This is a genomic window from Paraburkholderia sp. BR10936 (assembly GCF_040965735.1).
Taxonomy (GTDB): domain Bacteria; phylum Pseudomonadota; class Gammaproteobacteria; order Burkholderiales; family Burkholderiaceae; genus Paraburkholderia; species Paraburkholderia nodosa_A.
On record NZ_JBFRCM010000003.1, the window covers coordinates 81837 to 106907 of the forward strand.

General features: G+C 67.1%; 21 protein-coding genes and 2 pseudogenes. 3 read left to right on the top strand and 20 right to left on the bottom strand.

The window, feature by feature from the left end:
• Positions 1-7: 7 nt before the first annotated feature.
• From flgK to AB4Y36_RS06960, 11 genes are all read right to left on the bottom strand, one after another.
• Entirely contained in the window at positions 8-2014 is a 2007-nt protein-coding gene (flgK, locus tag AB4Y36_RS06910) for a flagellar hook-associated protein FlgK (protein ID WP_368607131.1), read from the bottom strand.
• A gap of 210 nt (positions 2015-2224) precedes the next feature.
• The gene (locus AB4Y36_RS06915) at positions 2225-2995 is read right to left on the bottom strand and encodes a flagellar brake protein (protein ID WP_028203371.1); all 771 of its coding nucleotides are present in this window, start codon (positions 2993-2995) and stop codon (positions 2225-2227) included.
• 268 nt (positions 2996-3263) lie between these two features.
• Positions 3264-4265 (bottom strand): flagellar assembly peptidoglycan hydrolase FlgJ, encoded by a 1002-nt coding sequence (gene flgJ / locus AB4Y36_RS06920; protein ID WP_069264342.1) that lies wholly within the window; start codon positions 4263-4265, stop codon positions 3264-3266.
• A 10-nt stretch (positions 4266-4275) separates the two neighbouring features.
• Complete coding sequence (locus AB4Y36_RS06925) at positions 4276-5475, bottom strand: flagellar basal body P-ring protein FlgI (RefSeq protein WP_083245231.1); 1200 nt, start codon at positions 5473-5475, stop codon at positions 4276-4278.
• Positions 5469-6095 (bottom strand): flagellar basal body L-ring protein FlgH, encoded by a 627-nt coding sequence (locus AB4Y36_RS06930; protein ID WP_256094710.1) that lies wholly within the window; start codon positions 6093-6095, stop codon positions 5469-5471. Before AB4Y36_RS06930 ends, AB4Y36_RS06925 begins: the two co-directional genes overlap by 7 nt.
• Before the next feature lie 119 nt (positions 6096-6214).
• Positions 6215-7003: a flagellar basal-body rod protein FlgG gene (flgG, locus tag AB4Y36_RS06935; protein WP_069264346.1), complete on the bottom strand. Its 789-nt coding sequence runs from the start codon at positions 7001-7003 to the stop codon at positions 6215-6217.
• A gap of 63 nt (positions 7004-7066) precedes the next feature.
• Positions 7067-7825, bottom strand: coding sequence for a flagellar basal-body rod protein FlgF (flgF, locus tag AB4Y36_RS06940; RefSeq protein ID WP_069264348.1), 759 nt, complete (start codon positions 7823-7825; stop codon positions 7067-7069).
• A 27-nt stretch (positions 7826-7852) separates the two neighbouring features.
• A complete protein-coding gene (gene flgE / locus AB4Y36_RS06945) occupies positions 7853-9091 on the bottom strand; it encodes a flagellar hook protein FlgE (protein ID WP_368618529.1) in 1239 nt (412 codons plus the stop codon).
• A gap of 26 nt (positions 9092-9117) precedes the next feature.
• A complete protein-coding gene (locus tag AB4Y36_RS06950; RefSeq protein WP_083245249.1) occupies positions 9118-9765 on the bottom strand; it encodes a flagellar hook assembly protein FlgD in 648 nt (215 codons plus the stop codon).
• A 201-nt stretch (positions 9766-9966) separates the two neighbouring features.
• Positions 9967-10392 carry a flagellar basal body rod protein FlgC gene (gene flgC / locus AB4Y36_RS06955; RefSeq protein ID WP_028203363.1) on the bottom strand — a complete coding sequence of 142 codons (426 nt, stop codon included), beginning with the start codon at positions 10390-10392 and terminating at the stop codon, positions 9967-9969.
• Between the two features lie 93 nt (positions 10393-10485).
• Positions 10486-11001 carry a flagellar basal body protein gene (locus AB4Y36_RS06960; protein WP_069264353.1) on the bottom strand — a complete coding sequence of 172 codons (516 nt, stop codon included), beginning with the start codon at positions 10999-11001 and terminating at the stop codon, positions 10486-10488.
• A gap of 246 nt (positions 11002-11247) precedes the next feature.
• Here AB4Y36_RS06960 and flgA point away from each other — a divergent pair, with 246 nt between their 5' ends.
• The 3 genes from flgA (at position 11248) to AB4Y36_RS06975 (ending at position 13569) form a co-directional block, all read left to right on the top strand.
• Entirely contained in the window at positions 11248-12549 is a 1302-nt protein-coding gene (flgA, locus tag AB4Y36_RS06965; protein ID WP_368682621.1) for a flagellar basal body P-ring formation chaperone FlgA, read from the top strand.
• Positions 12550-12730: 181 nt separating this feature from the next.
• Complete coding sequence (gene flgM / locus AB4Y36_RS06970; RefSeq protein WP_368682622.1) at positions 12731-13075, top strand: flagellar biosynthesis anti-sigma factor FlgM; 345 nt, start codon at positions 12731-12733, stop codon at positions 13073-13075.
• A 50-nt stretch (positions 13076-13125) separates the two neighbouring features.
• On the top strand, positions 13126-13569 hold the full coding sequence (locus AB4Y36_RS06975; RefSeq protein ID WP_069264359.1) for a flagella synthesis protein FlgN: 444 nt from the start codon (positions 13126-13128) through the stop codon (positions 13567-13569).
• 172 nt (positions 13570-13741) lie between these two features.
• On the opposite strand, the gene AB4Y36_RS06980 is transcribed toward AB4Y36_RS06975, so the two are convergent.
• From AB4Y36_RS06980 to cheY, 9 genes and pseudogenes are all read right to left on the bottom strand, one after another.
• Positions 13742-14473 carry an RNA polymerase sigma factor FliA gene (locus tag AB4Y36_RS06980; RefSeq protein ID WP_069264361.1) on the bottom strand — a complete coding sequence of 244 codons (732 nt, stop codon included), beginning with the start codon at positions 14471-14473 and terminating at the stop codon, positions 13742-13744.
• 355 nt (positions 14474-14828) lie between these two features.
• A pseudogene (locus AB4Y36_RS06985) lies at positions 14829-15611 on the bottom strand (MinD/ParA family protein); the annotation flags it as partial.
• A complete protein-coding gene (gene flhF, locus AB4Y36_RS06990; protein WP_368682623.1) occupies positions 15604-17709 on the bottom strand; it encodes a flagellar biosynthesis protein FlhF in 2106 nt (701 codons plus the stop codon). The pseudogene AB4Y36_RS06985 and the gene flhF, both read right to left, overlap by 8 nt.
• Before the next feature lie 296 nt (positions 17710-18005).
• A complete protein-coding gene (gene flhA, locus AB4Y36_RS06995; protein WP_069264366.1) occupies positions 18006-20105 on the bottom strand; it encodes a flagellar biosynthesis protein FlhA in 2100 nt (699 codons plus the stop codon).
• A gap of 155 nt (positions 20106-20260) precedes the next feature.
• A pseudogene (flhB, locus tag AB4Y36_RS07000) lies at positions 20261-21433 on the bottom strand (flagellar biosynthesis protein FlhB); the annotation flags it as partial.
• 240 nt (positions 21434-21673) lie between these two features.
• Positions 21674-22951 carry a DUF3443 domain-containing protein gene (locus AB4Y36_RS07005; protein WP_368682826.1) on the bottom strand — a complete coding sequence of 426 codons (1278 nt, stop codon included), beginning with the start codon at positions 22949-22951 and terminating at the stop codon, positions 21674-21676.
• A 19-nt stretch (positions 22952-22970) separates the two neighbouring features.
• Positions 22971-23471 carry a DUF2844 domain-containing protein gene (locus AB4Y36_RS07010; protein ID WP_342949253.1) on the bottom strand — a complete coding sequence of 167 codons (501 nt, stop codon included), beginning with the start codon at positions 23469-23471 and terminating at the stop codon, positions 22971-22973.
• 312 nt (positions 23472-23783) lie between these two features.
• Positions 23784-24440: a protein phosphatase CheZ gene (gene cheZ / locus AB4Y36_RS07015; RefSeq protein ID WP_069264724.1), complete on the bottom strand. Its 657-nt coding sequence runs from the start codon at positions 24438-24440 to the stop codon at positions 23784-23786.
• Positions 24441-24570: 130 nt separating this feature from the next.
• Positions 24571-24966, bottom strand: coding sequence for a chemotaxis response regulator CheY (gene cheY, locus AB4Y36_RS07020; RefSeq protein WP_028203354.1), 396 nt, complete (start codon positions 24964-24966; stop codon positions 24571-24573).
• Positions 24967-25071: the final 105 nt, after the last annotated feature.

Consider the following 25071-nt stretch of genomic DNA (forward strand, 5'->3'; position numbering starts at 1 on the left):
CAGCGCCTCACTGGAAAATGCCGAGCAGGGTCTGGAACAGCGATGCCGCCGTCTGGATCACCTTGCTGTTGGCCTGATAGAGCTGTTGATACTGCAGCAGGTTCGCCGCTTCCTCGTCGAGGTTCACGCCCTGCACCGACTGCTGCTGCGAAGTGAGCTGCGTCACGAGCGACTGCTGCGACGTGTTCGACGCCTTGAGCTGGCTTGCCGTGTCGCCGATCGAGTTCACGTAGTTCGCATACGCCGTGGTGAGCGTGGTCGATCCCGTGTACGCCGTGCTCGACGTGAGGTTCGCGATCGCGAGCGCGTTGCGGCCGTCCTGCGTGCCGCTCTTGTTGCCCGCCACCGTGAACGTGTCGTTGTTCGAGGGCGTGCCCGTCATCGTGAAGCTTGCGTTCGTGACGGTGCCCGTGGAATCCATGATGGCGATCGTCGCGCCCGTGGTGGCGTCGTAGCTCACCGGCGTCGTGTTGCTCGTGATCGTGTACGTCGTCGGCGTGCTCGAGCCGGCCACGGTGACCTGCACCTTCGAACCGACGGGGAAACCGCTCAGCGTGCCGGTCGTGGTGCTCGTCGAGGCGTATGAGAGCGTGACAGGCAGCGCGCTGGTCGAGTAACCTGCGCCGACCGTGCCCTGCGAAACCGTGGCCGTGCCTGCGTTCTTCGTGGACGCCGACACGACGACCGGCGTGGCCGCCGCGATCGCCGCGGGGTCGCTGGTCGCGACCGAGAAGCTCGCGAGTGCGCCGGCCGTCGGCTGGATCATGAACGAGTCGCCCGCGCTCACCGTGCCCGAAGGCGTAATCGAAAAGCCGCCGATCTTGATCGGCGCGGTGCCGTTCGGCTGGGTCGCGACCAGCGAGTTCGTCGTCGTGTCGGTGAGGTTCCAGTTCGTGCCGTCGTAGCTCAGCTTGTAGTTGTCGGTGAGCGGCTGCGTGCTGTTCGTCAGCGTCGCGCTGACCGTGGTCTGCGTGTCGGGATTCGTCGAACTGGCCGTGACGAGCGGGTTGCCCACCGTGAACAGATTGCCGCCCGCGCCGCCCGAGAGCGTGAGACCGAGTGCGTTCTGCGAGTTCACCTGCGCGGCGAAGCTCGTCACGATCGCGCCCAGTTGCGACTCCGCCGGATCGAGCGTGGACGAGACGAACGAAACGAGGCCGCCCACGGTGCCGCCCTGCAGTGCGGCCGACGACAGCACCTGCGGCGCGCCTTGCGATGCGGCGCTCGCGCCGTTCAGGCCCTGCCAGGTCACGGCCAGTTCCTGCGGGTTGGTGCTCGAAGGCTGCGTGCCGAGGTTGTAGCTCTGGCTGCTGACCACGAGCGGCTGGCCGTTGCCGAGGAACACGCTGTAGCCGGTGCTGCCCTGCACGACCTGGACGCCCACGAGCTGCGAGAGGTTCGCGACCGCTTGATCGCGTTGATCGAGCAGCTGGTTCGGCTGTTGGCCGCTCGAGCTCGCGGACGTGATCTGCGCGTTGAGGTTCGCGATCTGCTGCGTGTAGGTGTTGATTTGCGAGACCGCGCTCGTGAGCTGCGTGTTCACGCTCTGGCGCATCGCGTCGTACTGCTGGCTCGCGGCGTTGATCTGGGTGGCGAGCGTCTGCGCGTCGGAGAGCACGGTTTGCCGCGCTGCGGTATCCGAAGGCGAATTCGAGACGTTCTGCAGGCCCGTGAAGAAGTTCGTGATCGCGGTGGCGATGCCCGAGGTCGGGCTGCCCACGAGATTCGAGAGCTGCGTGGCGAGGTTGTACGAAGCCGTGTACGAGCTGCTGGCCGTCTGCGCATTGTTGACGGCCGTCGTGAGGTACTGGCTGTACGCGCGCTGCACGGTCGCGGTGGTGACGCCGCTGCCGAGATAGCCGTTCGACGTGTACTGGCCTGCCGATTCCTGGTACACCGGCTTCTCGACGGTGTAGCCCGCGGTCGTCGAGTTGCTGATGTTCTCGCCGGTGGTCGAGATACCAATCTGCGCCGCCTGCAGGCCGCTCAGACCGATCGAGAAAATGTTGGACATGCGTAATCCTCGAAAGCGGCCTGCCCCCCTGGCAAACCGCGTGGTGTACTCACGGTATAACGGCAACGCACTGCAAAAATTGAGCGCCCGATGGGGACGAAAACGTTAGCGAGTGGGCGCGTGCGCGGCTGCCGCGCGGCGGGCGAACCGGCGCAGCATGCGCTGCGCCGTCCGGGGTGTGGCGGATCGTGCGGGCGAGGCGCGTGCCGCTCAGGCACGCGCGAGCGCGCGGCGCTTCATCTCGAGCTGCGTAATATAGCGCTGCAGCGTGTTCTCGGAGGCGCCGGGCAGCGCGTCGAAGCGAAAGCCCATGTGATAGCGGCGGTCGCCGTTGGGCAGATCGATGAAGCGCAGCACGACGAGCGCGAGATCCACGCGCAGCTTGCCGTGCGCGCGCAGGTCGAGTTCGACGTCGGGCAGCACGAGCCCCATGGCGAGGTCCGCGACGCGCTCCTCGGTCGTACGCAGTCCGAGGCCGCCGAGCGAGAGGTCATGCACCTCGTACGCAAAGCGCGGGCCGCCGCTCGGCAGCTCGCCGCGGCAGATGCACGGCTCGAGCACGGGCGTGTCGACGCGGAAGTACTCGCGCCGCTGCACGTAGAACAGCACTTCGGGGAAATCGGCTTCGAACGCGGGGTGCCCTTCGAACTCGGTGCGCCGCGGCGTAGCCGTCTTGAACTCCACGCGTACGCCGTCGGGCGAGGCGTGGAACAGGCACTCGGGCGCCGCGAGCACGCCCGTGTTCTGCTCGGGCATCGCGCCCCAGTCGAACACGAAAGTGCGCTCGCGCCCGTTGACGGCCAGAATGCGCGTGACGAGCTGTCCGCCGCGATACTGGAGGGTCAGGAAGTCGCCGCGATTGACGAGATTGCGTAGCTGGACGCCGATCTCGAGCGGATTGCGGCGCCCAAAATCGTGGGAGCCGTCGGCACCCTCGGCGCCCTCGCCTGCTTCCTGTGGATTCGACTGAACGGTATTCATCGGCCTGCCGGAAATTCGTGAACGTGCCGGCGCGAGAGCGGACCCTTTCCGCCCGCGCCGTTCGGGCGGTCCGACCGCCCGGATTGCTTTTCCATCTCGCCTGCATTAGCGGCAGACATGACGAAAAATTTAGGGATTGGGCGTAAAAAAAATGTGCCTTTTCCCTGCATGAAACACGCGTGCGCAGCTTCTTCCGGCAACTGCGCCGAGCCAACGTTTGCGGTTGCCTAATTGACGTCAACCGCGGCGCCGGGCGTCGAATCGATCGTCAGGCCATCCGCTGCATGATGGTCAGCAGCTTTTTCGCATAGTGCGGGTCGGTGGCGTAGCCCGCGCGCTGCATGCCGTGCGCGAAGCCTTCGGCGCTCTTCGAGCCGTTGATCACCGACGCGTAGCGCGGATTGTTCTTGAGCAGCGTGGCGTAGTCGGTCATCGCGTCTTCGTACGAGTCGTAGGCGCGGAACTTCTCCACCACACGATGCGGCTGGCCGTTCACGTACTCGGTCGTGACCGTCGAGACGGTCTTGCCGGTCCAGTCCTTGCTCGCCTTGATGCCGAACACGTTGTGGCTCGCCGAGCCGTCGGCGTTCTTGATCTCGCGCTTGCCCCAGCCCGATTCGAGCGCAGCCTGGCCGAGAATGAAGCGCGCCGGGATGCCCGTGGTCGAGCTGGCCTGCTGCGCGGCGTTGGCGAGCTTGTCGACGAAGGCGTCCACCGAAGCGTCGCCGTTGCCCTTGACCGGCGGCGTGAGCGCGCTGTTGCCGCTGTAGCCCGAGCCGTTGGCGAGCGCGCCATTGGCGGCAGTGTTGCCGTAGGCGCGGCCGAGCGCATTGAGCATGGCGAGGTTGCCCTCGCTCGCGTCCTTGCCCGAAAGCCCCGAGATCGCGCCCGCCACGCCGCCCGCACCACCGGCACCACCCGCGCCATCGGCACCGGCAGCTCCCCCCATGCTGCGCATGAGTTGCTTGAGCATCGCGTTCGCCACGCCGATGCCCTTGTTCGACATCTGCTGGGCGAGCTGCTGATCCATCATCGAGGTAAACTGCGCGCCGTCGTGCGAGTCGAGCGGGCCGTCGTCGGGCGTCGCGTCGCGCATGCTCTTGAGCATCATCTGCGTGAAGACCGCGTCGAACTGCTTGGCGGCCATCTTCACGCCCTGCTGGGGCGAGGCGTTCGCCGCGGCGCGCATCGAGTCGAAACCCTGCACGTCGAGCGCGAAGCGGTTGGTCAGGTCGAGGCTGCCGCCGCCGATGTTCTTCGTATTATCCAAGTTGCACCCCTTAGATGATCTCGAGGTCGGCGCGCAGTGCGCCCGCCGCCTTCATCGCCTGCAGGATCGACATCAGATCCGCCGGCGTGGCGCCCAGCGCGTTGAGCGCTTTCACGACCTCGGCGAGATTGGCACCCGCCGTCACGAGCTTGAGCGACCCGTTGTCCTGCTTCAGCTGGATCTGCGACTGCCGCGTCGCCACCGTCTGGCCATTGGAAAACGCGCCGGGCTGGCTCACCGCCGTCTGCGTGTTCACGACGACCGAGAGATTGCCGTGCGCGACCGCGCAGCTCTCCAGCGTCACCATCTGGTTCATGACGATCGAGCCGGTGCGCGCGTTCAGGATCACCTTCGCGGCCGGCGTGGCCGGATTCACGTTGAGGTCCTGGATCTGCGCGATGAAGCCCACCTGCGACCCCGGATCGGCCGGCCCGTGCACCTGGATCGTGCGGCCGTCGAGCGGCGAGGCCGTGCCCGGGCCGAACATGTTGTTGACGGCCGAGACGATGCGCTGCGTCGTGTCGTAGTCCATGTCGTTGACGGTCAGCGTGAGCAGACCGCCTTGCTGCGAAACCGGCGAGATCACCGCGCGCTCGACGATCGCACCGCCGGCAATGCGCCCCGCGGCGAGCTGGTTCACCTGCACCTTGCTGCCGTTGGCCGAGGCGCCCGCGCCGCCCACGGCCACGTTGCCCTGCGCGAGCGCGTAGACCTGGCCGTCGGCGCCCTTGAGCGGCGTGAGCAGCAGCGTACCGCCGCGAATGCTCTTCGCGTTGGCGAGCGACGACACCGTGATGTCGATCTGCTCGCCCGGCCGCGCGAACGGCGGCAGCACGGCCGTCACCATCACGGCGGCGACGTTCTTCAGCTGCATGTTGTTGAGCGTCGACGAGGAACCCGACGAGCTCGACGTGTTGTTGATCGAGATGCCGAGGTTCGCGAGCATGTTCGCGAGCGTCTGCGTCGTGAACGGCGCCTGGGTCGTCTGGTCGCCGGTGCCGTCGAGACCCACCACGAGGCCGTAGCCGATGAGCGGGTTGTCACGCACGCCCTGGAAGGTCGCGAGGTCTTTCACTCGCTCGGCGCGCGCCGGCGTCGCGTAGGCGACGAGCGCACCGCAGGCCACCACGAAGCCGAATGCCACGCCGAGCGCGGCGAGCACGTCCTTCATGCGCGAGCGGCGCGAACGATGGAAGCGGATCTTCACCATGGCGCGATGTTCAGGAAAAAGCGTTGCAGCCAGCCCATCGTCTCGGCCTCGTCGATCACGCCTTTCGCGGAGTATTCGATCTTCGCGTCGGCGACGTCGGTCGATAGCACGGAGTTGTCTCCGGCAACGGTGTTCGGATTGACGACGCCGGAAAAGCGCACGTATTCATTGCCCTGGTTGATGAGCATCTGCTTCTCGCCGGACACGACGAGATTGCCGTTGGGCAGCACGTTCGTCACGGTCACGGTAATGACGCCCGTGAACGTGTTCGAAGCGTTCGCGCCGCCCGTGGCGTCGAACTGGTTCGCGCCCGTCGTATTCAGGTTCGCGCGGTTGAAGAAGCCCGGCAGGAAGTTCGCGGTGCCCGAGAAGCTGGCGCTGGTGCCGCGCTTGGTGGCCGCGCCCGACGACTTGGTCGCATTGATGTTTTCGGAGATGACGATCGTGAGGATGTCGCCGGTATTGCGCGGACGCTGGTCCTCGAAGAGCGGCCGTCCCGCGTAGCCGGGGTTGTAGATCGCGCCCGGCGAGGTGTTCGCGGGCGGCGGGGGCGGCACGGCCGTCATGGGCTGCTGCGTGATCGGCTGCCGGTTGGGTAGGTAGGCGCAGCCCGCCAGCATCGCGAGCGCCACAGCCGCCACGAGCGCCCGGGGGGTGCCCGGATGCCGCGCGCGGATGCGAGGATGGTTTCGAACGGACTGCGACATATTCTTCACCGACTTGATTAACCAGGGAGACCTCAGACCTGCATCTGGCTGAGGGTTTGCAGCATCTGGTCAGAAGTGGTGACCGCCTTGCTGTTGATTTCGTAGGCGCGCTGCGTCTCGATCATGTTCACGAGTTCCTGCACGACGTTCACGTTCGACGATTCCACGTAGCCCTGGTTGAGCGTGCCCGAACCGTTCTGGCCCGGCGTGGAAACCGTGGGCGCGCCCGACGATGCCGTTTCCGACAACAGGTTCTGCCCGTTCGACTGCAGGCCGGCCGGGTTGATGAACATGGCGAGCTGCAGCGTGCCGATGGTCGTGTTGTTGCTCGAGCCCGGCGTGGTGACCGTGACCACGCCGTCGCTGCCGATGGTGAGCGAGGTGGCGTTGGCGGGCACCGTGATCGCCGGCATCACCTGGTAGCCGCTCGCCGTCACGAGCTGGCCTTGCGCGTTGGTCTGGAACGAGCCGTCGCGCGTGTAGGCCGTCGTGCCGTCGGGCATCTGCACCTGGAGGAAGCCGGCGCCGTTGATCGCCACGTCCTTCGAGTTGCCGGTCTGCTGCAGGTTGCCCTGCGTATAGAGACGCTCGGTCGCCACCTGCTGCACGCCCGTGCCCACCTGGCTGCCCGAAGGCAGTTCGGTTTGCTGGGTCGAGTTCGCACCCGGCTGGCGCAGCGTCTGGTACATGAGGTCCTCGAACACCGCGCGCGAGCCCTTGAAGCCATTGGTGCTCACGTTCGCGAGGTTGTTCGAGATCACGTCCATCTGCGCCTGCTGGGCGTTCATGCCGGTGGCGGCGATGTAGAGCGATCGGTTCACGGTGTCTTTCTCCCGGTCCGGCCTCGCGCTGCGCGAGGCGGCCTTCATTTAACTTGAAATGGCTTAGCTGAAGTTGAGCAGCTGGTTCGCGCTCTGCTCGTTCTGGTCCGCGTTCTGGAGCAGCTTGGTCTGCATCTGGAACTGGCGCGCGTTGGTGATCATCGAGACCATCGCCGCCACCGGGTTCACGTTGCTGCCCTCGAGCGACTCGGTTGCGACCTGGACGGTCTGGTCCGCGTCGGCGGGGTTGCCGTCCGACGTGTGGAACAGGCCGTCGTCACCGCGCGTAATCGCGCCTGCCGGCGGGTTGACGAACTTGATCTGGTCGATCATGGCGATCGCGTTGGCGGGGCTGCCCGGCGCGATGGCCGATACCGTGCCGTCCTTGCCGATCGTGATCGCCGAGCCCGGCGGCACCGCGATCGGGCCGCCGCCGCCGATCACCTGCAGGTTGTTGGCCGTGACGAGCTGGCCGTTTTCATCGACGTGCAGGTTGCCCGCACGCGTATAGGCCTCGTTGCCGTCGGCCGTCTGCACGGCCATGAAACCCTGGCCTTGAATCGCGATGTCGAGCGGGTTGCCGGTATGCGAGATCGCACCGGGCGTCATGTCCGAGCCAGGCGTTGCCGAGAGCACGTAGGTGCGCGTGGTCTGGTCGTTCACCGTCGAGCCGTCGCCGAACGACATCGGCACGGCGCGAAAGTTGGCGAGCTGCGCGCGAAAGCCCGTGGTCGAGACGTTCGCGAGGTTGTTCGCGACGACGGCCTGCTGCTCGAGCGCCTGGCTCGCGCCCGTCATCGCGGTATAGATCAGTCGGTCCATGATGTGCCCGGTACGTGGTTAGCCGCGTTACATCTGCAGCAGCGTCTGGTCGACGGTCTGCTGCGTCTTGATGGTCTGCGCGTTCGCCTGGTAGTTGCGCTGGGCCGTAATCAGGTCGACGAGCTGGTTCGTCAGGTCGACGTTCGACGCTTCGAGCGCGCCGCCCGTGAGCGTGCCGTGGTTCGTGCTGCCCGGCGTGGAGACCTGTGCGACGCCCGAGGCCGCCGTTTGCTGGAACTGGTTGCCGCCCAGGTTCAAAAGGCCGTTCGGGTTGTTGAAGTTGGCGAGCACGATCTGGCCGAGCGACATGGTCTGGCCGTTCGAGTAGTTGCCGGTGATGGTGCCGTCCGCGGCGATCGAGAAGTTCGACAGCGTGCCGCTCGCGTAGCCGTCCTGGGCGAGGTTGTTCACGCCGTTGGCCGAGCCGTACTGCGTCGTGCCCGCGAGGTCGAGCGTCAGCGACTGGGGCTTCGTGGAGCCGTCCGTCGGGTTGATGTTGAAGCTGAACGACGTGGTGCCGTTGGTCGTTGCCGGGGCGCTGGCCGTGATGCTCTGGAGCGCGCCGGACGAGCTGAACTGTGCGGTGCCGAGCTTCGTCACCGAGCCCGGCTGACCGGCATACACGTCCCATTGGCCGCTCGTCGCGTCTTTCGCGAAATACATGTTGACCGTCTGTGCGCCGCCGAGCGTGTCGTAAGCCGTGACCGACGTCGAATACGTGTAGCTCGTCGAGTCGGTTTCGCTGAAGGTCGTCGTGGTAGGCGTCGTGGCCTGCGCGTTCAGGTTCAGCTGCGCCGTGATGTTCTTGGTCGCAACCGGCGCGATGTTGGTGGTCGGCACCTGCAGCGGCACGGTCTGCGCGGTGTTGATCACGCCCGTCGAACTGGCGGCATAGCCCATCAGGTCGTTGCCCGACGCGTCGGTGATAAAGCCGTTCTTGTCGAGCTGGAACACGCCGTTACGCGAATACGTGATCGTGCCGTTGTGCGACATCTGGTAGAAGCCGTTGCCGTTGATGGCGACGTTCAGCGCCTGGCCCGTCGTGCTGATCGTGCCTTGCGCGAAGTCCTGCTGCACGGTCTGGAGCGAGGCGCCGAGGCCGATCTGGTTGCCCACCGACGTCGCGATGGTGTTCGCGTAGACGTCGGCGAACTGCGCCGTGCTCTGCTTGAAGCCGACGGTGTTCGCGTTGGCGATGTTGTTGCCGATCACGTCGAGGTCGTTCGACGACGCGGCGAGGCCGCTCAATCCTTGCTGGTAGCCCATGGTTGTCTACTCCGCGTTTATCGTGTTCAGAGAATGGCGCCGACGCTCGTAAGCGCGACGGTCTTGCCGTTGGCGAGCGAGAGGCTCGGGGTGCCGTCCGACTTCTGCACCACGCCTTGCACCTGGCTCGCGACGAGCGCGGTTGCCGTGGCTGACTGGCCGTTGGTCGTCGCGCTGGCGCTGATCGTGTAGGTGCCGTCGGCGACCGTATTGCCCGAGCTGTCCTTGCCGTTCCAGGTGACCGGCACGGTGCCGGCCGACTGCGCGCCGAGGTCGAGCGTGTTGACGACCTGGCCTGCCGAATTGGTGATCGTGAGCTTCACGTCCGAGACCGCCGAAGGCAGCGTCACGCCGAGCTGCGGCGCGCTGCCGCTCGACACGGCGGCGCTGCTGCCCGGGGCGAGCACGGTCGAGCCGATCAGCAGCGCGGCCTGCGCGTTCTGGCCCGCCGAAAGCTGCGTGGAGAGCGACGACAGCGACGTGTTGAGCTGCTGGATGCCCGACACCGTGTTGATCTGGGCGAGCTGCGAGGTCATCTGCGAGCTGTCCATCGGATTGGTCGGGTCCTGGTTCTGCAACTGCGCGACGAGCATCCGCAGGAACGTGGACTGCAGGTCGCTCGCGCTCGTGCCGCTCGACGACGCCGACGACGAACTCGAGCTCGTGCCGTTCATGGTGTCGAGCAGTTGCTGCGACACGGTGGCGGTGCTGCCGCCGATGGTTGTGTTGCTGGAACTCAACGCGTTCTCCCTCGATTGCGCTTCGTGCTTTGGCGTGTGGTGGTGGCAGGCGCTGCTTCATTTCGCGCCCGCTGGTCTCTGTATGTACTGCAGTGTCCGTACTGACTGCGGCTTGCCGTGCTTCAGGCTGCCGCTTTACGTTCCGATCGTGAGCGTCTTGAGCATCAGCGTCTTGGCCGTGTTCAGCGTTTCGACGTTGGCCTGGTACGAGCGTGACGCCGAGATCATGTTCACCATCTCCTGCACCGGATCGACGTTCGGCATCGTCACGTAGCCGTCCGCGTTGGCGGAGGGATTGTCGGGGTCGTAGGTCTCTTTCATGGGCGTGGGGTCGTCCACCACGCCGGTCACCCGCACGCCGCCCACCTGCTGGCCCGAGGCCGTGCGCGCGCCGCCGAGCGGGTTCACTGCGAACACGACCTGCTTCGCCTTGTACGGCTGGCCGTCGGGGCCGGTCGTGCTGTCGGCGTTGGCGAGGTTGGACGCCGTCACGTTCAGGCGCTGCGATTCCGCCGTCATGGCGGAGCCCGCAACGCTGAAGATGTTCATCAGGGATGGCATGGTTTCGTAGACCTCACATCAGGTGCGCGTCACGCGCGCGTTGGTCGTTCATGGCTTCGTTACTGCGTTTTCCGGCTGCGCTACCAGCGGCGATCAGCTCGAACCCGAGGTGATCGCGGAGAGCATCGTCTTGATCTGCTGCGAGACCACCGTCATGCCCGACTCGAAGTGCAGCGCGTTGTCGGCGAACTGCACGCGCTCGGTGTCGAGATCGACCGTGTTGCCGTCGAGCGCGGGCTGCACCGGCGTGCGGTACATGAGCTGGCTCTTGTAGGTGTCGGCGGGGCCGCCCGTCGGAATCAGCTTCGCGTCGCCGGCCATGTGGCCCGACTTGGTCGACGCCATCTGCATGCCGCTCGTCACGCCCGCGGGCTGCGCCATGGCGAGCGGCTGGGCGTTGCCGCCCGAGGTGGCCTTCATGCCCACCGTGCCGCCGGCGCCCTGCTGGCGCAGCGCGCCGGCGAGCGACGCCGCGAAGTCCACGTCGCGCGCCTGGTAGCCCGGCGTGTCGGCGTTCGCGATGTTCGAAGAGATCAATGCCTGCCGCGTGGCGCGCACATCGAGCGCTTCGCGCCCAAAGGCGAATTCGGCATCGAGTTTGTCCAGCATCGGGCGTTCTCCGTGAAACGAAAAGGATTCGGCGTGAGCGCGGCGGGCTCGCCAGGCGGCGGGGAAACCGGCGCAAACGTTAGGCGCGTGGTCCGAAGGCCTTTGCGCATGGAGTGGAATATTAGGCGGGGGTGGCAAGAACCAATCGGACGAATAGCCGGTAAAGCGCCCCTCTATTCGACGCAAGCGCGCGGGGGGCGCCGCCTAGAATGCGAGGCGTGTCAATGCAATCGATGGAGAACGACAATGCCGCAGACTGCCCCTTTCCGTAGGCCGCACGCCGGCCTGGAGCGGCGTGCGCGCGCGCTGTCGTGGCGCGCGTCCTGGACGTGCGTGCTGGCCTGCGCCCTCGGCAGTGCGCTCATTGGCGGCACGCTCGCTCATGCACAAACTCCGGCGCAACCTGAAGCCGCCGGCGGCCAGATCTTCATTGCGGGCCCCGGCGACCGCTCGGGCGCCGACGCCGCGCAGATGAACGCGATGCTCGCGAGCAATGCGAAGAAGCCCGCCGCGGCTGTAGCCAGCGTTGCTCCCGCCAATGAGGCCGCACCGTTGCGCGCGGCCAGCTACGCCGATCTGAATTCGCGCGGCGTGCCGGAGGATGCACGCGCGGGCGTCGAGTCGAACGGCATGATCACGATACCGGGTCCCGGCGAGCGCGCACCCCAAGGCGACGCGCCGCGCATCGTCACGGTTCCCGCGCCGGGCGCGAGCGCCCAGCCCATGCGCGTGCCGGCGGCCAACGCGAACAACGCGGGCACGCTGCAGCGCGTGAACCTGTCTACCGCCGCGAACCGCGTCGCCCCGGTGGTCGTGGACGCCGGCGCGGCGACGCTCGCGAAGCCGGTTGCCAGCGCAAGCGCCGGCGCGCCGCCGAATCCCAATACCAGCGCCGTCGCCACGAACGTGCAGGCCACGCCGCCGGGCCAGCAGGACGGCGAATCGATCCGCGCCGCCGCGCTCGCCTTCCTGCAGCAGCAGTCGGCTGGCTTGCCGGGCCACGTGAGCATCACGGTCGCGCCGGTGTTTCCGCGTGGCCTCGCAGCCTGCACGTCACTCGAGCCGTTCATGCCGCCGGGCGCGCGCACCTATGGCCACACGACCGTGGGCGTGCGCTGCATCGGCGCGAAGCCGTGGACGCTCTATGTGAGCGCGCGCATTGCGGTGGACGTGACCTACTACGTGGCCTCGCGCCAGATCGGCGCGGGCGAAGCGCTTTCGGCCGCCGATTTCATGCCGCGCGCGGGCGACCTCGCGAACCTGCCGCAGACCATCATCACCGATCCCAACCAGGCGACCGGCGCCGTCGCGCTCGCCCGGATTTCCGCGGGACTGCCGCTGCGCACCGACATGTTGCGCAGCGCCGCCTCGGTGGTTATCGGCCAGACGGTCAAGGTGATTGCCGTGGGCAGCAACTTCACGATCTCCGCCGAGGGCAGCGCGCTCAACAACGCCGAGCCGGGCCAGCAGGTGCGCGTGCGCACGAGCGGCGGCCAGATCATCTCGGGCGTGGTCAAGGACGCGGGTACCGTGCAGGTGCAGATCTAGGGCCGGTAAGCGCTGGCAAGGGCCGGATCAGGGCGCGCCGAGCCCCGTCCGGCGGCCCGATCCGGCCGTCTCCGGCTTTGTGCGCCAGCACACGTAACAGCATGTAACGGTGGGATTTTTCGGCTAAAGTTCGGCCCGACCTGTGCCGTTATCAAGGTCAAATCGATCAGGAACGCCCATCGTGAAAGTTGACTCCTCCACCCGCAATGATCCGCGCACGCTGCAGGATGGCCTCGCGCGCTCGCAAGCCGATTCGACCGGCGTAAGCACCGACACCGCTACCACCTCCGGCACGGCAGGCGGCACGACCGCCGCCGCCCAAGGCGGCGCGAACGTGAGCCTGTCGTCGCTCTCGTCGACGATGCGCTCGCTCGCGGCGAGCGGTTCCGCCGACATCGACACGGCGCACGTGCAGTCGATCAAGGACGCGATCCGCAACGGCACGTTGCAGATCGACTCCGGCAAGATCGCCGACGGCGTGATCCAGACCGCGCGCGACCTCATGAAGCCGACGTCGGGCAACTGACGCCCGATGCGCGAGCGCCGCGCAAACCTCGCTTTTTTTGGTGCCTTGCAATGAAAGATGCCCTGTTGGCCACACTGATCGACGAACACGCCACGGTCGAGGCGTTCGCGTCGCTGCTCGCCTATGAAGAAAAGGCGCTCGTGTCGGCCGATGGCATGGAGGCGCTCCCGCAAATCGTCGAGCAGAAGACGACGCTCACGCAGCGTCTCGCGGGCCTCGAAAAAGCGCGCGACGCGCAACTGGCCGGCCTCGGCCTGCCGGGCGGCCGCAAGGGCATCGAAATGGCCTGCGACGGCGACGCGCGTCTGGCAAGTCAGTGGGCGCTGCTCAAGGGGTCGACCGAGCGCGCGCGCCGCAAGAATCTCACCATTGGCATGATGATCCGCACGCGCATGGAGCATAACCGCCGCGCGCTCTCGATCCTGCGCGGCGAAACGGGCAACGGCTCGATGCTGTACGGTCCCGATGGGCGGCTGCCGGCGTTCGGGCTGTAAGCGCGCGTAGAGCATCCGCCAAAGACAAAAGCCGAAGCAGTGATGCTTCGGCTTTTTTGTTTTGCGCGAGTCCAGTCCGCCAACAAAAAAGCCGGGGCGCTCTCGCACCCCGGCTCTTTCATTGCAACTTCAGTCCCGCTCGCGCTGGCCGCCGCGCGCGCCGTCTACCGCCTCAATTCTCCTGGCCGGCCCACGACATCTCGCGCAGCCGCGTGCGCAGGCGCGCCACCGCCTGGCTGTGCAGCTGGCACACCCGCGACTCGCTCACCTCCATCACCGCGCCGATTTCGCGCAGGTTCATGCCGCGCTCGTAATAGAGCGACATGAGCAGCTTCTCGCGCTCGGGCAGCCGGTCGATCGCCTCGATGAGCGCGCCGCGCAGGCTGTCGTCGAGTAGCGCCGAAAGCGGGTCCGAATGATCGACGCAGTAGCGGTCGAGGAACGGTTCGTCCTCGGCGGAGCGGTCGAAGTCTTCGTAGTAGATGAGCTGGCTGCCATGCAGTTCCTGCAGCATGCTCTGGTACTCGTCGAGCGGCATGCTCAGATGCTCGGCGATCTCCGTCTCGCTCGCCGAGCGCCCGAGCCGCTGCTCCACCTTGTGCACCGCGCTTTCCACTTCACGCGAGGTGCGGCGCAGGCTGCGCGGCAGCCAGTCGTTGCTGCGCAGCTCGTCGAGCATTGCGCCGCGAATGCGCTGGCTCGCGTAGGTCTCGAACTGAGCGCCCTGATCTTCCTTGTAGCGGTTGGCCGCGTCGAGCAGGCCGATCATGCCGGCCTGGATCAGGTCGTCGAGGTCCACGCTCGCCGGCATCTTGGCGACGAGCTGCAAGCCGAGCCGTCTGACGAGCGGCGCGTATTTCGCGAGCACGTCGGCCTGCGAAATTTTTCCTTGAGCGTTATACATCGTGCTCTCCACTTCTCATCTCCCTGTTGGCGTCGTCGTGCGCACGTCAGACGTGCTGCGGCGACGTCCGCTGTGCGGGCGTATCGGTCCGCCAGCCCACATGGGCCGGAGCGGACGCGGATGTTGCGTTGGGTGCGGGATGCACACCCGTCACGGCCGCTACGAACGAATCGGCGTTCGCGGCGAGCGTGCTGTGTGCGGCGTTTGTTGCATGGGTAGCGTGGGGCTGGACGCCGGCTTGCGGCGCGCCGTCCGGATCGTCGGCGGGTGCATGGCCCGCCGCTTCATGTTCTTCGTCCTTCGCGCCGAACAGTGCATTGGCGCGTGCCGTGGCCGGCGAGCACGCCGAGACCGCGGGTCGCATCGGCCAGTGCGGCAGCTCGGCGGCCACGTGGCGGAAATCGCGCGCGGCGGCCGTCGACGGAAACGCATCGACGATGCAGCGCGCAAGCCTGAGCGCCTGCGCCATGTGCTGATCGGCGGCGACGCTTCCGGCGCTGTCGAGCGACACGCTCAGGTAGCGGCTCGCCACCCCTGCGAGATTCTCGATCGCGGCCTGCGCGTCGCTCGCGTTCGCCACATGATTCGCGAGCACGCGAAACTGCGCGATCGCATGCGCGAAGTGCAGCCGTTTCATGCACGCGTAGGCGTCCGTGATCGACTGCGCACCGATGCGCATCACGATCAGCACATCGTGCGCATGCATGGCGAGCGGCGAAAGCGCGCCATCGGCGTCGAGCTGCGCGTCGATCAGTACGATGTCCGCGGGGCCCGAAATGACCTTCTGCAGCTGGGCGGACGTGTACTGCGCGCGATTGTCGCGCGAGGCGGCCAGCACGCCGAAGCCGAGCGCATGGCGCCCCACGGCTTCGTCGAGCGTGCGCTCGCCGCGCACGACGGCGGCGAAGTTGCCTGCGCCGCGCACACCGCCTACCAGCGCACAGACCGAGCGGGGTCCCAGACACTCGTCGATCACGAGCACGTCCTTGCCCTGCGCGGTGAGCGCCGCCGCGAGATTGACCACCGTGGTCGTGCGTCCGGGCGAACCTGCACCGCCCGTCACTGCGACCACGCGCGAGCCTTCACGCGCGAGAAGCCGCCGCAGCCCTTCAGCTTGATCGATTACGAACTTATCCAAACCTGACCTCGGGAGCCTGCGAATTCGTACGCGTCGAGAGTGCCGACAGCAGCGCCGGGATATCGTCTTCGTGCGGCACGAACGGCGAACTCTCTCGCGGAATGCAGAAAGCGCTGCGGATCAGGAAGCGGCGCGTCGCCACGTAAAGGTTCTCGGGGACCTTCTGGCCCGTCGAGACGTAATGCACCGGCAGCTTGTAGCGCAGCACGGTATCGAGCGCGCTGCCGAGGTTGGTCGCCTCGTCGAGCTTGGTGAGGATGCAGCCCGTGAGCGGCGCGTTGTCCGGGCCGCTCTGGTAGGCCTGCACGACTTCGTTGAGCGTGTCGCCGTGGTTGGTCGCCGAGAGCAGCAGAAGGCGCTGCACCGGGCGGCCCGCGCCGCACAACATGGCGATCTGGTCGGCCACGGCGCGGTCGCGCTGGCTCATGCCGATCGTGTCGATCAGCACGATGTGCTTGTTCTTGAGTTCGGTGAGCGCGAGCTGGAGGTCCGCGCCGTCGCGCACCGCGTGCACCGAAACGCCGAGGATCTTGCCGAAGATGCGCAGTTGCTCGTGGCCGCCGATCCGGTAGCTGTCGGTGGTGAGCAGCGCCACCTTGCTCGCGCCGAAGCGCATCACGCAGCGCGCGGCGAGCTTCGCGGTGGTCGTGGTCTTGCCCACGCCCGTCGGGCCCATCAGCGCGAACACACCGCCGCGCTCCATCAGCGCCTGTTCGTCTTCGAGCACGGGCAGGTTCGATTCGAGCACCGACTGGAGCCACTCCATGCCGGCCTCTTCGGTCTGCACGTCGGGCAGCCGGTCGATCATCATCTTCACCAGTTGCGCCGAGAAGCCCGCGGCGAACAGCTGCTTGGTGAGCGCGCCCTGCACCGGGCTGCGGCGCTGGCGCTCGCCCCACAGGAGGCCCGCAAACTGCTCTTCCATCATGCCGCGCATGGAGGCGAGCTCGTTCATCACGGTTTCGTTGACGACCTGCTCGATGCGCGCGCGGATCGCTTCGCTCACGCTTTGCGCCGCATCGGCGCCCTGCGCATTGCGGCTGCCGGGTGCGGGGCCCGCCGCTTCCGGACCGTGGCCGAGGCGCTGCGCGGCACGGCGCGCGGCGACATGAGCGGCCTCGAGCGCCCAGTCGGGCGTGCTGGCGTCAACGTCGGGCGGCAGCACCGGATCGGCGACGCTGCCAAGGCCGCGCGCGGCGGCGGTGGCAGGCGTCATGCCCGGCACGCGCGGCGCGTTCTGCTGGTTCGCGATACGGCGGGCGTGGTCGATCAGCCAGGGGTTCGATTCGGCCATCGTGCGCGGCGCGTCGCTCGTCTGCGCGGCGGCGGCCTGTTCGAGCCGCGCTGCGGCTTCACGTGCGGCGGCCTGGGCGTTGGCGTTGGCGGTCGGCGCCGTGGACGCAAACGATGGTGCAAAGGCCGGCGAGGCGAGCGAGTCGGTCGCGGCCTGCAGCGCCATTTGCAGCGGCGAATGCGCATGCGGGACAGCTTGTTGCGATTGCGCGGCCTGCATCGCGGATTGCAGCGTCGGCGGCATCGCGGATTGCGCGGCCTGCTGGCCTGCCGCGGCGCGCGAAGAAGGCGACGAAGCCGAAAGCGGCGCAATGGCGGCCGACGCGGCCGCCGCTTCCTTGCCGAGCGAGACGGCGGTGTCGGCGGCCTGGTCGCCATCGGCATCGGCTTCGGCACTCGCGCCGCCGTTTTCGGCGCCCACTTCCGGGCTCGCGCCGAACACCGACGAGAACACGTCCGGCATGCCGCTCGCGTAGGGGTTCGCACCGCCCACCGGGGCGGCGAGCGCCGCGGGAGCGGCGCCAGGCGCGCTGCGCGGCGTGCGCGACATCTGCGTCATGGCGGCGGAGGGCTGCGCGAACGGGGCGCCTTGACCACCTTGCGCCACGAGGCCACCCAGGCCTTGCGCGGCGGCAGCATCGGCCGGCGCGATCGCCGCGAGATCGCGGTCCGCGAGCGCGACGATTTCGACGCTGCCGTCGTCGAGCGTACGGTTCGACAGAACGACGGCGTCCGCACCCAACGCTTCGCGTACGAGCCGTAACGCGTCGCGGCTGGTGCCACCGATGAATTTGCGAATGTTCAAGCTAAGCCCCTGATGAGGTGAGCGGCCAATGCCGCCGCCGGTCGTCTGTTGCTGGAATGGCGCTGGATTGCTGCCGGCCTGGCGTCCTGTGCAAGGCCTTTTCCGATGTTGGAATTATTTCGAAGGTGAGCCCCCCATGATCGATGGATCAGGGCGGAGAAATGCGGGCAATTCGCGGAATCGGTGGCGGGGGTGCGCACAGGCAAAAATTACGTGCAGAAAGGCTCGCACGCGGCGCGGCTAACGAAAAAGCCCGCAAGAAGCGGGCTTTTTCTCGTCCAGATACGGCAGCGCGATCAGTGCGCCCCGATCACGTTCACCACCTTCACGTTGCGCGTATCGGGCACCTCGGCATACGACAGCACCTTGAGCTGCGGCAGACTGCGGCGCAGGAAGCGCGACAGCATGGGCCGCAGCGCGTGCTGCACGAGCATCACCGGCGCGAGACCCAGCGCCTGCTGACGCCCCATCGCCTGCTCGGTCTGCGTGAGCAGCGTGTGCGCGAGACCCGGTTCGAGGCCGGGGTTCGGGCCCGAGGTGAGCGTCTGCGACAGCACGCGCTCGAGGTTCGCGTCGAGGCCCATCACCTGCATGTCGGCGTTGCCGGGGAACCATTGCTGCGTGATCGCGCGGCCGAGCGCGATGCGCACCGCCGCCGTCAGATCGTGGGCGTCGGTGATGCGCGGCGTGTGCTCCGCGAGCGATTCCATGATCGTGCGCATGTCGCGGATCGGCACGCCTTCTTCCAGCAGGTTCTGCAGCACCTTCTGCAGCGTCGTGACCGGCAGCACCTTCGGCACGAGGTCGTCCACGAGCGAAGGCGTGTCCTTCTGCACGCGCTCGAGCAGCGCCTGGACTTCGCGGCGCCCGAGCAGTTCGGCCGCGTGCATGACGACGAGGTGATTCAGGTGCGTCGCCACCACCGTGCTCGAATCCACCACCGTGTAGCCGAACACCTGCGCCTGCTCGCGCACGTTCGAATCGATCCACACGGCGGGCAGGCCGAACGCCGGGTCCGTGGTCGGCGTGCCGGGCAGCACTGCGCTCACCTGGCCCGGGTTGATCGCGAGCCACTGGCCCGGGTAGGCCTCGCCCGTGCCCACTTCCACACCCTTCAATGCAATCCGGTAGGCGTTCGGGCGCAGCTCCAGGTTGTCGCGAATATGGATGACGGGCGGCAAGAAGCCGATTTCCTGCGCGAACTTCTTGCGGATGCTCTTGATGCGCTTGAGCAGCTCGCCGTCGGTGTTCTTGTCGACGAGCGGAATGATGCGGTAGCCCACTTCGAGGCCGAGCGTGTCGATGAGCGCCACGTCGTCCCAGGTCGCCTCGGCGTTTTCGACGGGTGCAAGCGCGGCGGGCGCGGCGTCGGCGATCACGGCGCTCGCCTTCTTCGCTGCGGCGTTCTTCTTCAGCGTGCGGCCGAGTTGGATCGCACCGCCGCCGAGCAGCAGAAACGCAAAGTGCGGCATGCCCGGAATCAGGCCCATCATGACGATGATCGCGCCCGTGATCATCAGCACGCGCGGGTTCGTGAAGAGCTGGCCGGTGAGCTGCGTGCCGATGTCTTCGTTGGTCGCCACGCGCGAGACGATCACGCCGGCCGCCGTCGAGATGACGAGCGACGGAATCTGTGCGACGAGGCCGTCACCGATGGTCAGCAGCGTGTAGGTCTCGCCCGCCGAGGCGAGCGGCATGCCGTGCTGCACGACGCCCACGATCAGGCCGCCCACGATGTTGATCACCATGATCAGCAGGCCGGCGATGGCGTCGCCGCGCACGAACTTGCTCGCACCGTCCATCGAGCCGTAGAACTCGGCTTCCTGGGCAATCTCGCTGCGGCGCTTGCGGGCCGCTTCTTCGTTGATGAGGCCCGCGTTCAGGTCGGCGTCGATCGCCATCTGCTTGCCGGGCATCGCGTCGAGCGTGAAGCGCGCGGACACTTCGGCGATACGGCCCGCGCCCTTCGTGATCACCATGAAGTTGATGACCATGAGGATCACGAACACCACGATACCCACGGCGAAGTTGCCGCCCACGAGGAAGTGGCCGAACGACTCGATCACCTGGCCCGCTGCCCCCGGGCCGGTGTGGCCTTCGAGCAGCACGATCCGCGTGGAGGCCACGTTCAGCGAGAGCCGCAGGAGCGTGGAGAACAGCAGCACGCTCGGGAACGCCGCGAAGTCGAGCGGCTTCATGGTGTACATGCTGACGAGCAGCACCATCACCGAAAGCGCGATGTTGAAAGTGAACAGCAGATCCAGCAGGAACGGCGGCAACGGCAGGATCATCATGCCGAGGATCATGCAGATCAGGATCGGTCCCGCCAGCGCGCGCAGATTCGTGCTTTGCAGCATCTCCGGGCGCCGCGCGAGGAAACCGGTGCGGGCGTTCATTCTGTTGCTCCTTCAGTGCCGTCGCGCGCCGGATTGTCATCGGCGCGGCCAGCGGTATTCGATGCGTTGTTTGCGTTCGCCGCGTTCGCTGCGTTCGTGGAATTTGCCGCGTTCGCGCGACTGGCGGCCTCGGCGGCCGCGCGCTCCTCGGGAGTGAGGGCTTCGTCGGCTTCGCTGGCTTCGTCTTCGTCGCTCATCGCGCCCTTGTCCATTTCGGGTGGCACGTCGAGGTCGGTCGGCTCCATCGGCACGTCGCCCCCATGCTCGCGAAAGCGCTTGAGCTGATAGACCCACGCCAGCACCTGGGCGACCGCGCCGTAGAGCGGACCCGGAATTTCCCGGTTGATGTCGACGTTGTAATAGAGCGCGCGGGCGAGCGGCGGCGCTTCGAGCAGCGGCACGTTGTTCTCGGTCGCGATCTCGCGGATGCGCGCGGCCACGAGGTTCACGCCCTTGGCGACGACCTTCGGCGCGCGCATCTCGCCATCGGCGTACTTGAGCGCGACGGCGAAGTGCGTCGGGTTGGTCACGACCACGTCGGCCTTGGGCACCTGAGTCATCATGCGGCGGCGCGCGGCGGCGCGCTGCTGCTGGCGAATGCGCCCCTTCACGTGCGGATCGCCTTCGTTTTCCTTGTGCTCGCGCTTCACTTCTTCCTTGGTCATGCGCAGCTTGCGGTAGTACGACCAGAGCTGGTACGGCACGTCGAGCGCGGCGACCACGAACATGCCGGCGACCGTCATGCCGCAGCACACGCCGATCAGATGCATCGCGTCGGCGAACGCGCGCGGCGCGGGCTGCATGGCGAGCCCGAGAATCTCGTCGCGCCGGCTCCACAGCGCCCAGCCGCCGATCACGCCCACCACGAGCGTCTTGGCGAGCGACATGCCGAGCTGGATCGGCCCGTTCACGGAGAAGATCCGCCCGAGCCCCGACATCGGATTGAGGCGGCCGAAGTTCGGCTGCAGCGCCTTCGTCGAGATGAGCCAGCCGCCGAGCGCCATCGGCGCGAGCAGCGCGGCGAGCCCCGTGAGCGCGAGCACCGGCATGAGCGCCATGAGACCTTCGCGCGCGGCGACGCCGGCGCCGATCAGCATGCGGCTGGTTTCGAACGCCCCCGCGTGATTGAACGAGAACGCGCCGCGCATCATGGCTTGCAGATGCTCGCCGATCGTGCCGGAGAGCATCCACGTGCCATAGAAGCCCGCCGAGAGCAGCGCGAACGTCGCCAGCTCCCGGGAACGCGGAACCTGCCCCTCCTCCCGCGCCTTTTCGAGGCGCTTGGGAGTGGCGGATTCGGTTTTCTCGAGGTCGCTGTCCTCAGCCACGCATGCTCCGGTCGCGGGCACGCGCCGCTCGTCGCGGCTGCGCGGCTGGCGCGCGCCCTCTTTCAGTGACAGCGATTATTGCCGCGCAAGCCAAGCGGCGATTGACGGAGTAGGACGGGGAAATCAGGGTATTTCGGCCGATGGAACCGGGGCGGCATCATCGGCGAACGCCGGCACACGATGCGCGCGCGCTCGCGGGCCGCCAACTTCACGGCCTACGCACCCTCAGCGCCCGCGATTTCAGAACGCGACGAACGGCGCCTTGCCGCCGGACGCGCTCATGTCCATGCCGTAGTACACGTAGCGGCCATAGAAGAACGACAACCCCAGGTCGAGCGCCGCGGCCGACCCGAACTGCCCTGCCAGGTTGTTGGCCGCATAGTTAGCGCCGCTGCCGAGCAATGCGTTCGCGTTCGCGACATTGAAGGTCGCGGTGCCCGTCGTTGCGCCGTTATTGGACGCGAGTGCAGCGCTGAAGGACTGGGTGGACGTAGGGCAATAGAACGTGCCGAGATTGCCGCCACACTGCGGCAGGGCGCTGTCGACGAAGAAGATCGCGTTCGAACCCGAGTCGAGGAAGGTCTGGAGCGTGCGCCCGTTGAAGGTGGAGCTGAGCCTGCCCCACGAGTCCGTGTTGTAGCTTTGCGCGGCGGTCATCGCGTTGTTCGACTGCGTACCGATGCCGAATACGAGCGTGCCCGTCGCACTGGGCGCGCCGCTATCGGATACGGGGGCCATCTCGAGGATCACGCCGTTGCCGTCCGTGCCGAACCTGGGCACCGGATTGGCCACCAACTGGGTTTGCGTGACCGTTGCCGTGACGCAGTTCGTGTCGCCGGGGCAGGAGTAATAAGTGCCGAGGTTGTCATAAGGCGCAACGCCGATACCGAGAATGCCGTTCGCGCCCAGGTCCTGCACCGTGTCCTGCGCGCTGCCGAAGCTCGCGCACGCCGACGGCACCGTGTTCGAGTTCAGGTCGCCGATGATCTGGATCGGAATATTGGACGCCGTCTCCCCGCCGATCTTGACGTCGGCGGGACGCACCGTGCCCCATGTGTAACCGTCGGCGAAGGCCGTGCATTCGGCGAGCGTGCCGCCGTTGCTGGCCATCGCTCCAGGTAACACGCTCAGAAGCGATGACGGAATCGCCGATGCAAGCAGGCGCAGGCCGAACGACGCCGTGTCCACCTGAACGTTACTGATGGGCTGGCAGTTGTTCGTACCAGCCACGCAAATCGTCACTGTGACAGTCGGAATATTCGGCAGCGTGCCGGTCAGTCCGCGATTCACGACGACGCCCACGGTATTCGCGGCGGTAGCCGCGGTGGGCTGCTGTGTGGGACTGGGAACCGCGGAGCCGCTGCCGCCACTGCTGCCGCTCGAGCTGCTGCTACTGCTACCGCTGCTGCCGCCCCCGCCCCCGCAGGCGGCGACGAGCGAAACCAGGGCAACGAGCGCGGCGCCCGAAAGGAACCGGAAAGGGCGCAGCCACACGTTGCGCGAATAGCGTGAAGTCAGCACGTTCGGCCTCCGCTCGTCACTGGATATCGGAGGCGCTGACGCCCGCAGGCAGCGCCTGCGGCAGCCATGCCTGCCCGGAGAAGGCGCCCATGTGGCCGCCCGAATGCACCACGACGTTCGAGTTTTCGACCACGCCCGGCCCGCGCACGTGACCGGCGGCGTGGCTCGCCTTCACGCCGGCCGTGTACTGGGGAAAATAGCTGCCCAGCAGCGTGGCGAGATTGGGCATCTGCGGGCCGTCCCAAGCCACGCCGAATACGGTGCCGGCCTGCGAGAGGTACTCGCGCACGACGGTGCCGTTGGCGAGCGTGGTCTGCTGAACGGTATAGGCGGGAGTCGTGGAAGCGCCAGACGCCGCGCCTTGCACCGCTGCGCGCGCCACGGCCGAGGCGTTGCCGGCGGCGGCTGCCGCCGAAGCGGCGCTCAGGGTGCTGACGTTCGCGCCCGCCGGCGTGGGCATGGGCGCACCGCCGAGCGCGGCGTGAGCCGCCGGCGCCGCGAGCAGCACACCAAGCAGGGAACCGAGAAGCGCCGCGCCGGGTGCGCGGCCGCGTTTGACGCGGCGCGCAAACGAGCGCGCCGCCTTGCCACAGAACGATGTGTATGGATACAAGGCGTCCCCTCCCTCTTGCGATGGCGCGTTGCACCATACGCTGGCGGGGCCGCGCGGGAAGGTCGCGGCGGGACGCAGCAGGACGGGCAACGGCTGGCTATGCTTCGTTGCCCCACCGCGACGTTCGCCGCCGCAGGGCACGAAGGCATGAGCACTAGTATGCCCGCCTTGGACTACATGCGGCAGCTAACCGAACGATTAGCTGCACGTTAGGGGTCAGAACCCGAGACTTGCGAGCAGATCGTCGACCTGCGCCTGGTCCTGCACGACGTCGGTCTTGCCTTCCGGATTGATCTGCGGGCCGTTGAGCAGGCCTTCGGGGCTGCCCGTGCTGCTCTGGGTCTCCGCGAGCGCCGCCGCCGTCGCCGCGAACTGCTCGCGCCGCTCCGGCGCGATGTTCTCGACCAGCACGGTGAGCAACTGCTGCTCGATCAGATAGACCACGTCCATGATCTTCTTGATCACCTGGCCCGTCAGGTCCTGGAAATCCTGAGCGAGCATGATCGCGAGGAGTTGCTCGTTGGTCGCCGCGGTGGCTTGCGGCACGCCATCCACGAAGGCGCGCGTGTCGTCCATCAGCTGGCGCACTTCCTCGCGGCCGATCGGCGCGTCGTACCAGGTCGCCCAGCGGCTCGTCAGTTCCTTCGCGTCGCGTTCGAGCGTTTCCTGCAGCGGCTTGGCGATGTCGATCGCGGTCAGCACACGCTCGGCGGCCTGCTCGGTCATGTTCGCGACATAGCGGAGCCGGTCGCGCGCGTCGGGCACCGCCTCGGCGGCGCGCTCCACATGCTTGTCGAGGCCGAGTTCGCGCATCGAGTCGCGCAGGCTGCGCGTCAGGTGTCCGATGCGCGCGAGGATGCGGTCCGTCGCCAGCTCGCCGGCTTCGCCCGCGGCGGACGGCTCGAAGTCGAACTCGGGCGGCTGCGGGAGCGGCTCGATGCCCTCGGCTTCCGGCCACTCACCGGAATGAGCGCCGGACTGCTCACTGATGGGCTCGTTCACGTCAGCTCCCCGTCTTGGCCATCTTCTCGAGAATCTTGTTGAGCTTCTCGTCGAGCGTGGCGGCCGTGAACGGCTTCACCACGTAGCCGCTCGCGCCAGCCTGCGCCGCAGCGATGATGTTCTCCTTCTTCGACTCGGCCGTCACCATCAGCACCGGCAGGTGCGTCAGGTTGGCGTCGGCGCGGATCTCCTTGAGCATGGCGAGACCGTCGAGGTTCGGCATGTTCCAGTCCGAGATCACGAACTCGTAGTTGCCGCCGCGCAGACGGGCGAGGCCCGCTGCACCGTCTTCGGCTTCGTCGACGTTCGAGTAGCCCAGTTCCTTGAGCAGGTTGCGGACAATCCGGCGCATCGTCGGAAAATCGTCCACCACCAGAATCTTCATTCCCTTATCCATCACGTTCCATTCCTCCAGGCGAAAACCCGGGCAATTATCCAGAGAAGCGCACTGCCTATCCAGATAAATTAATCGCGAGCGATCGAGCAAGCGTTTGCGGCCTGC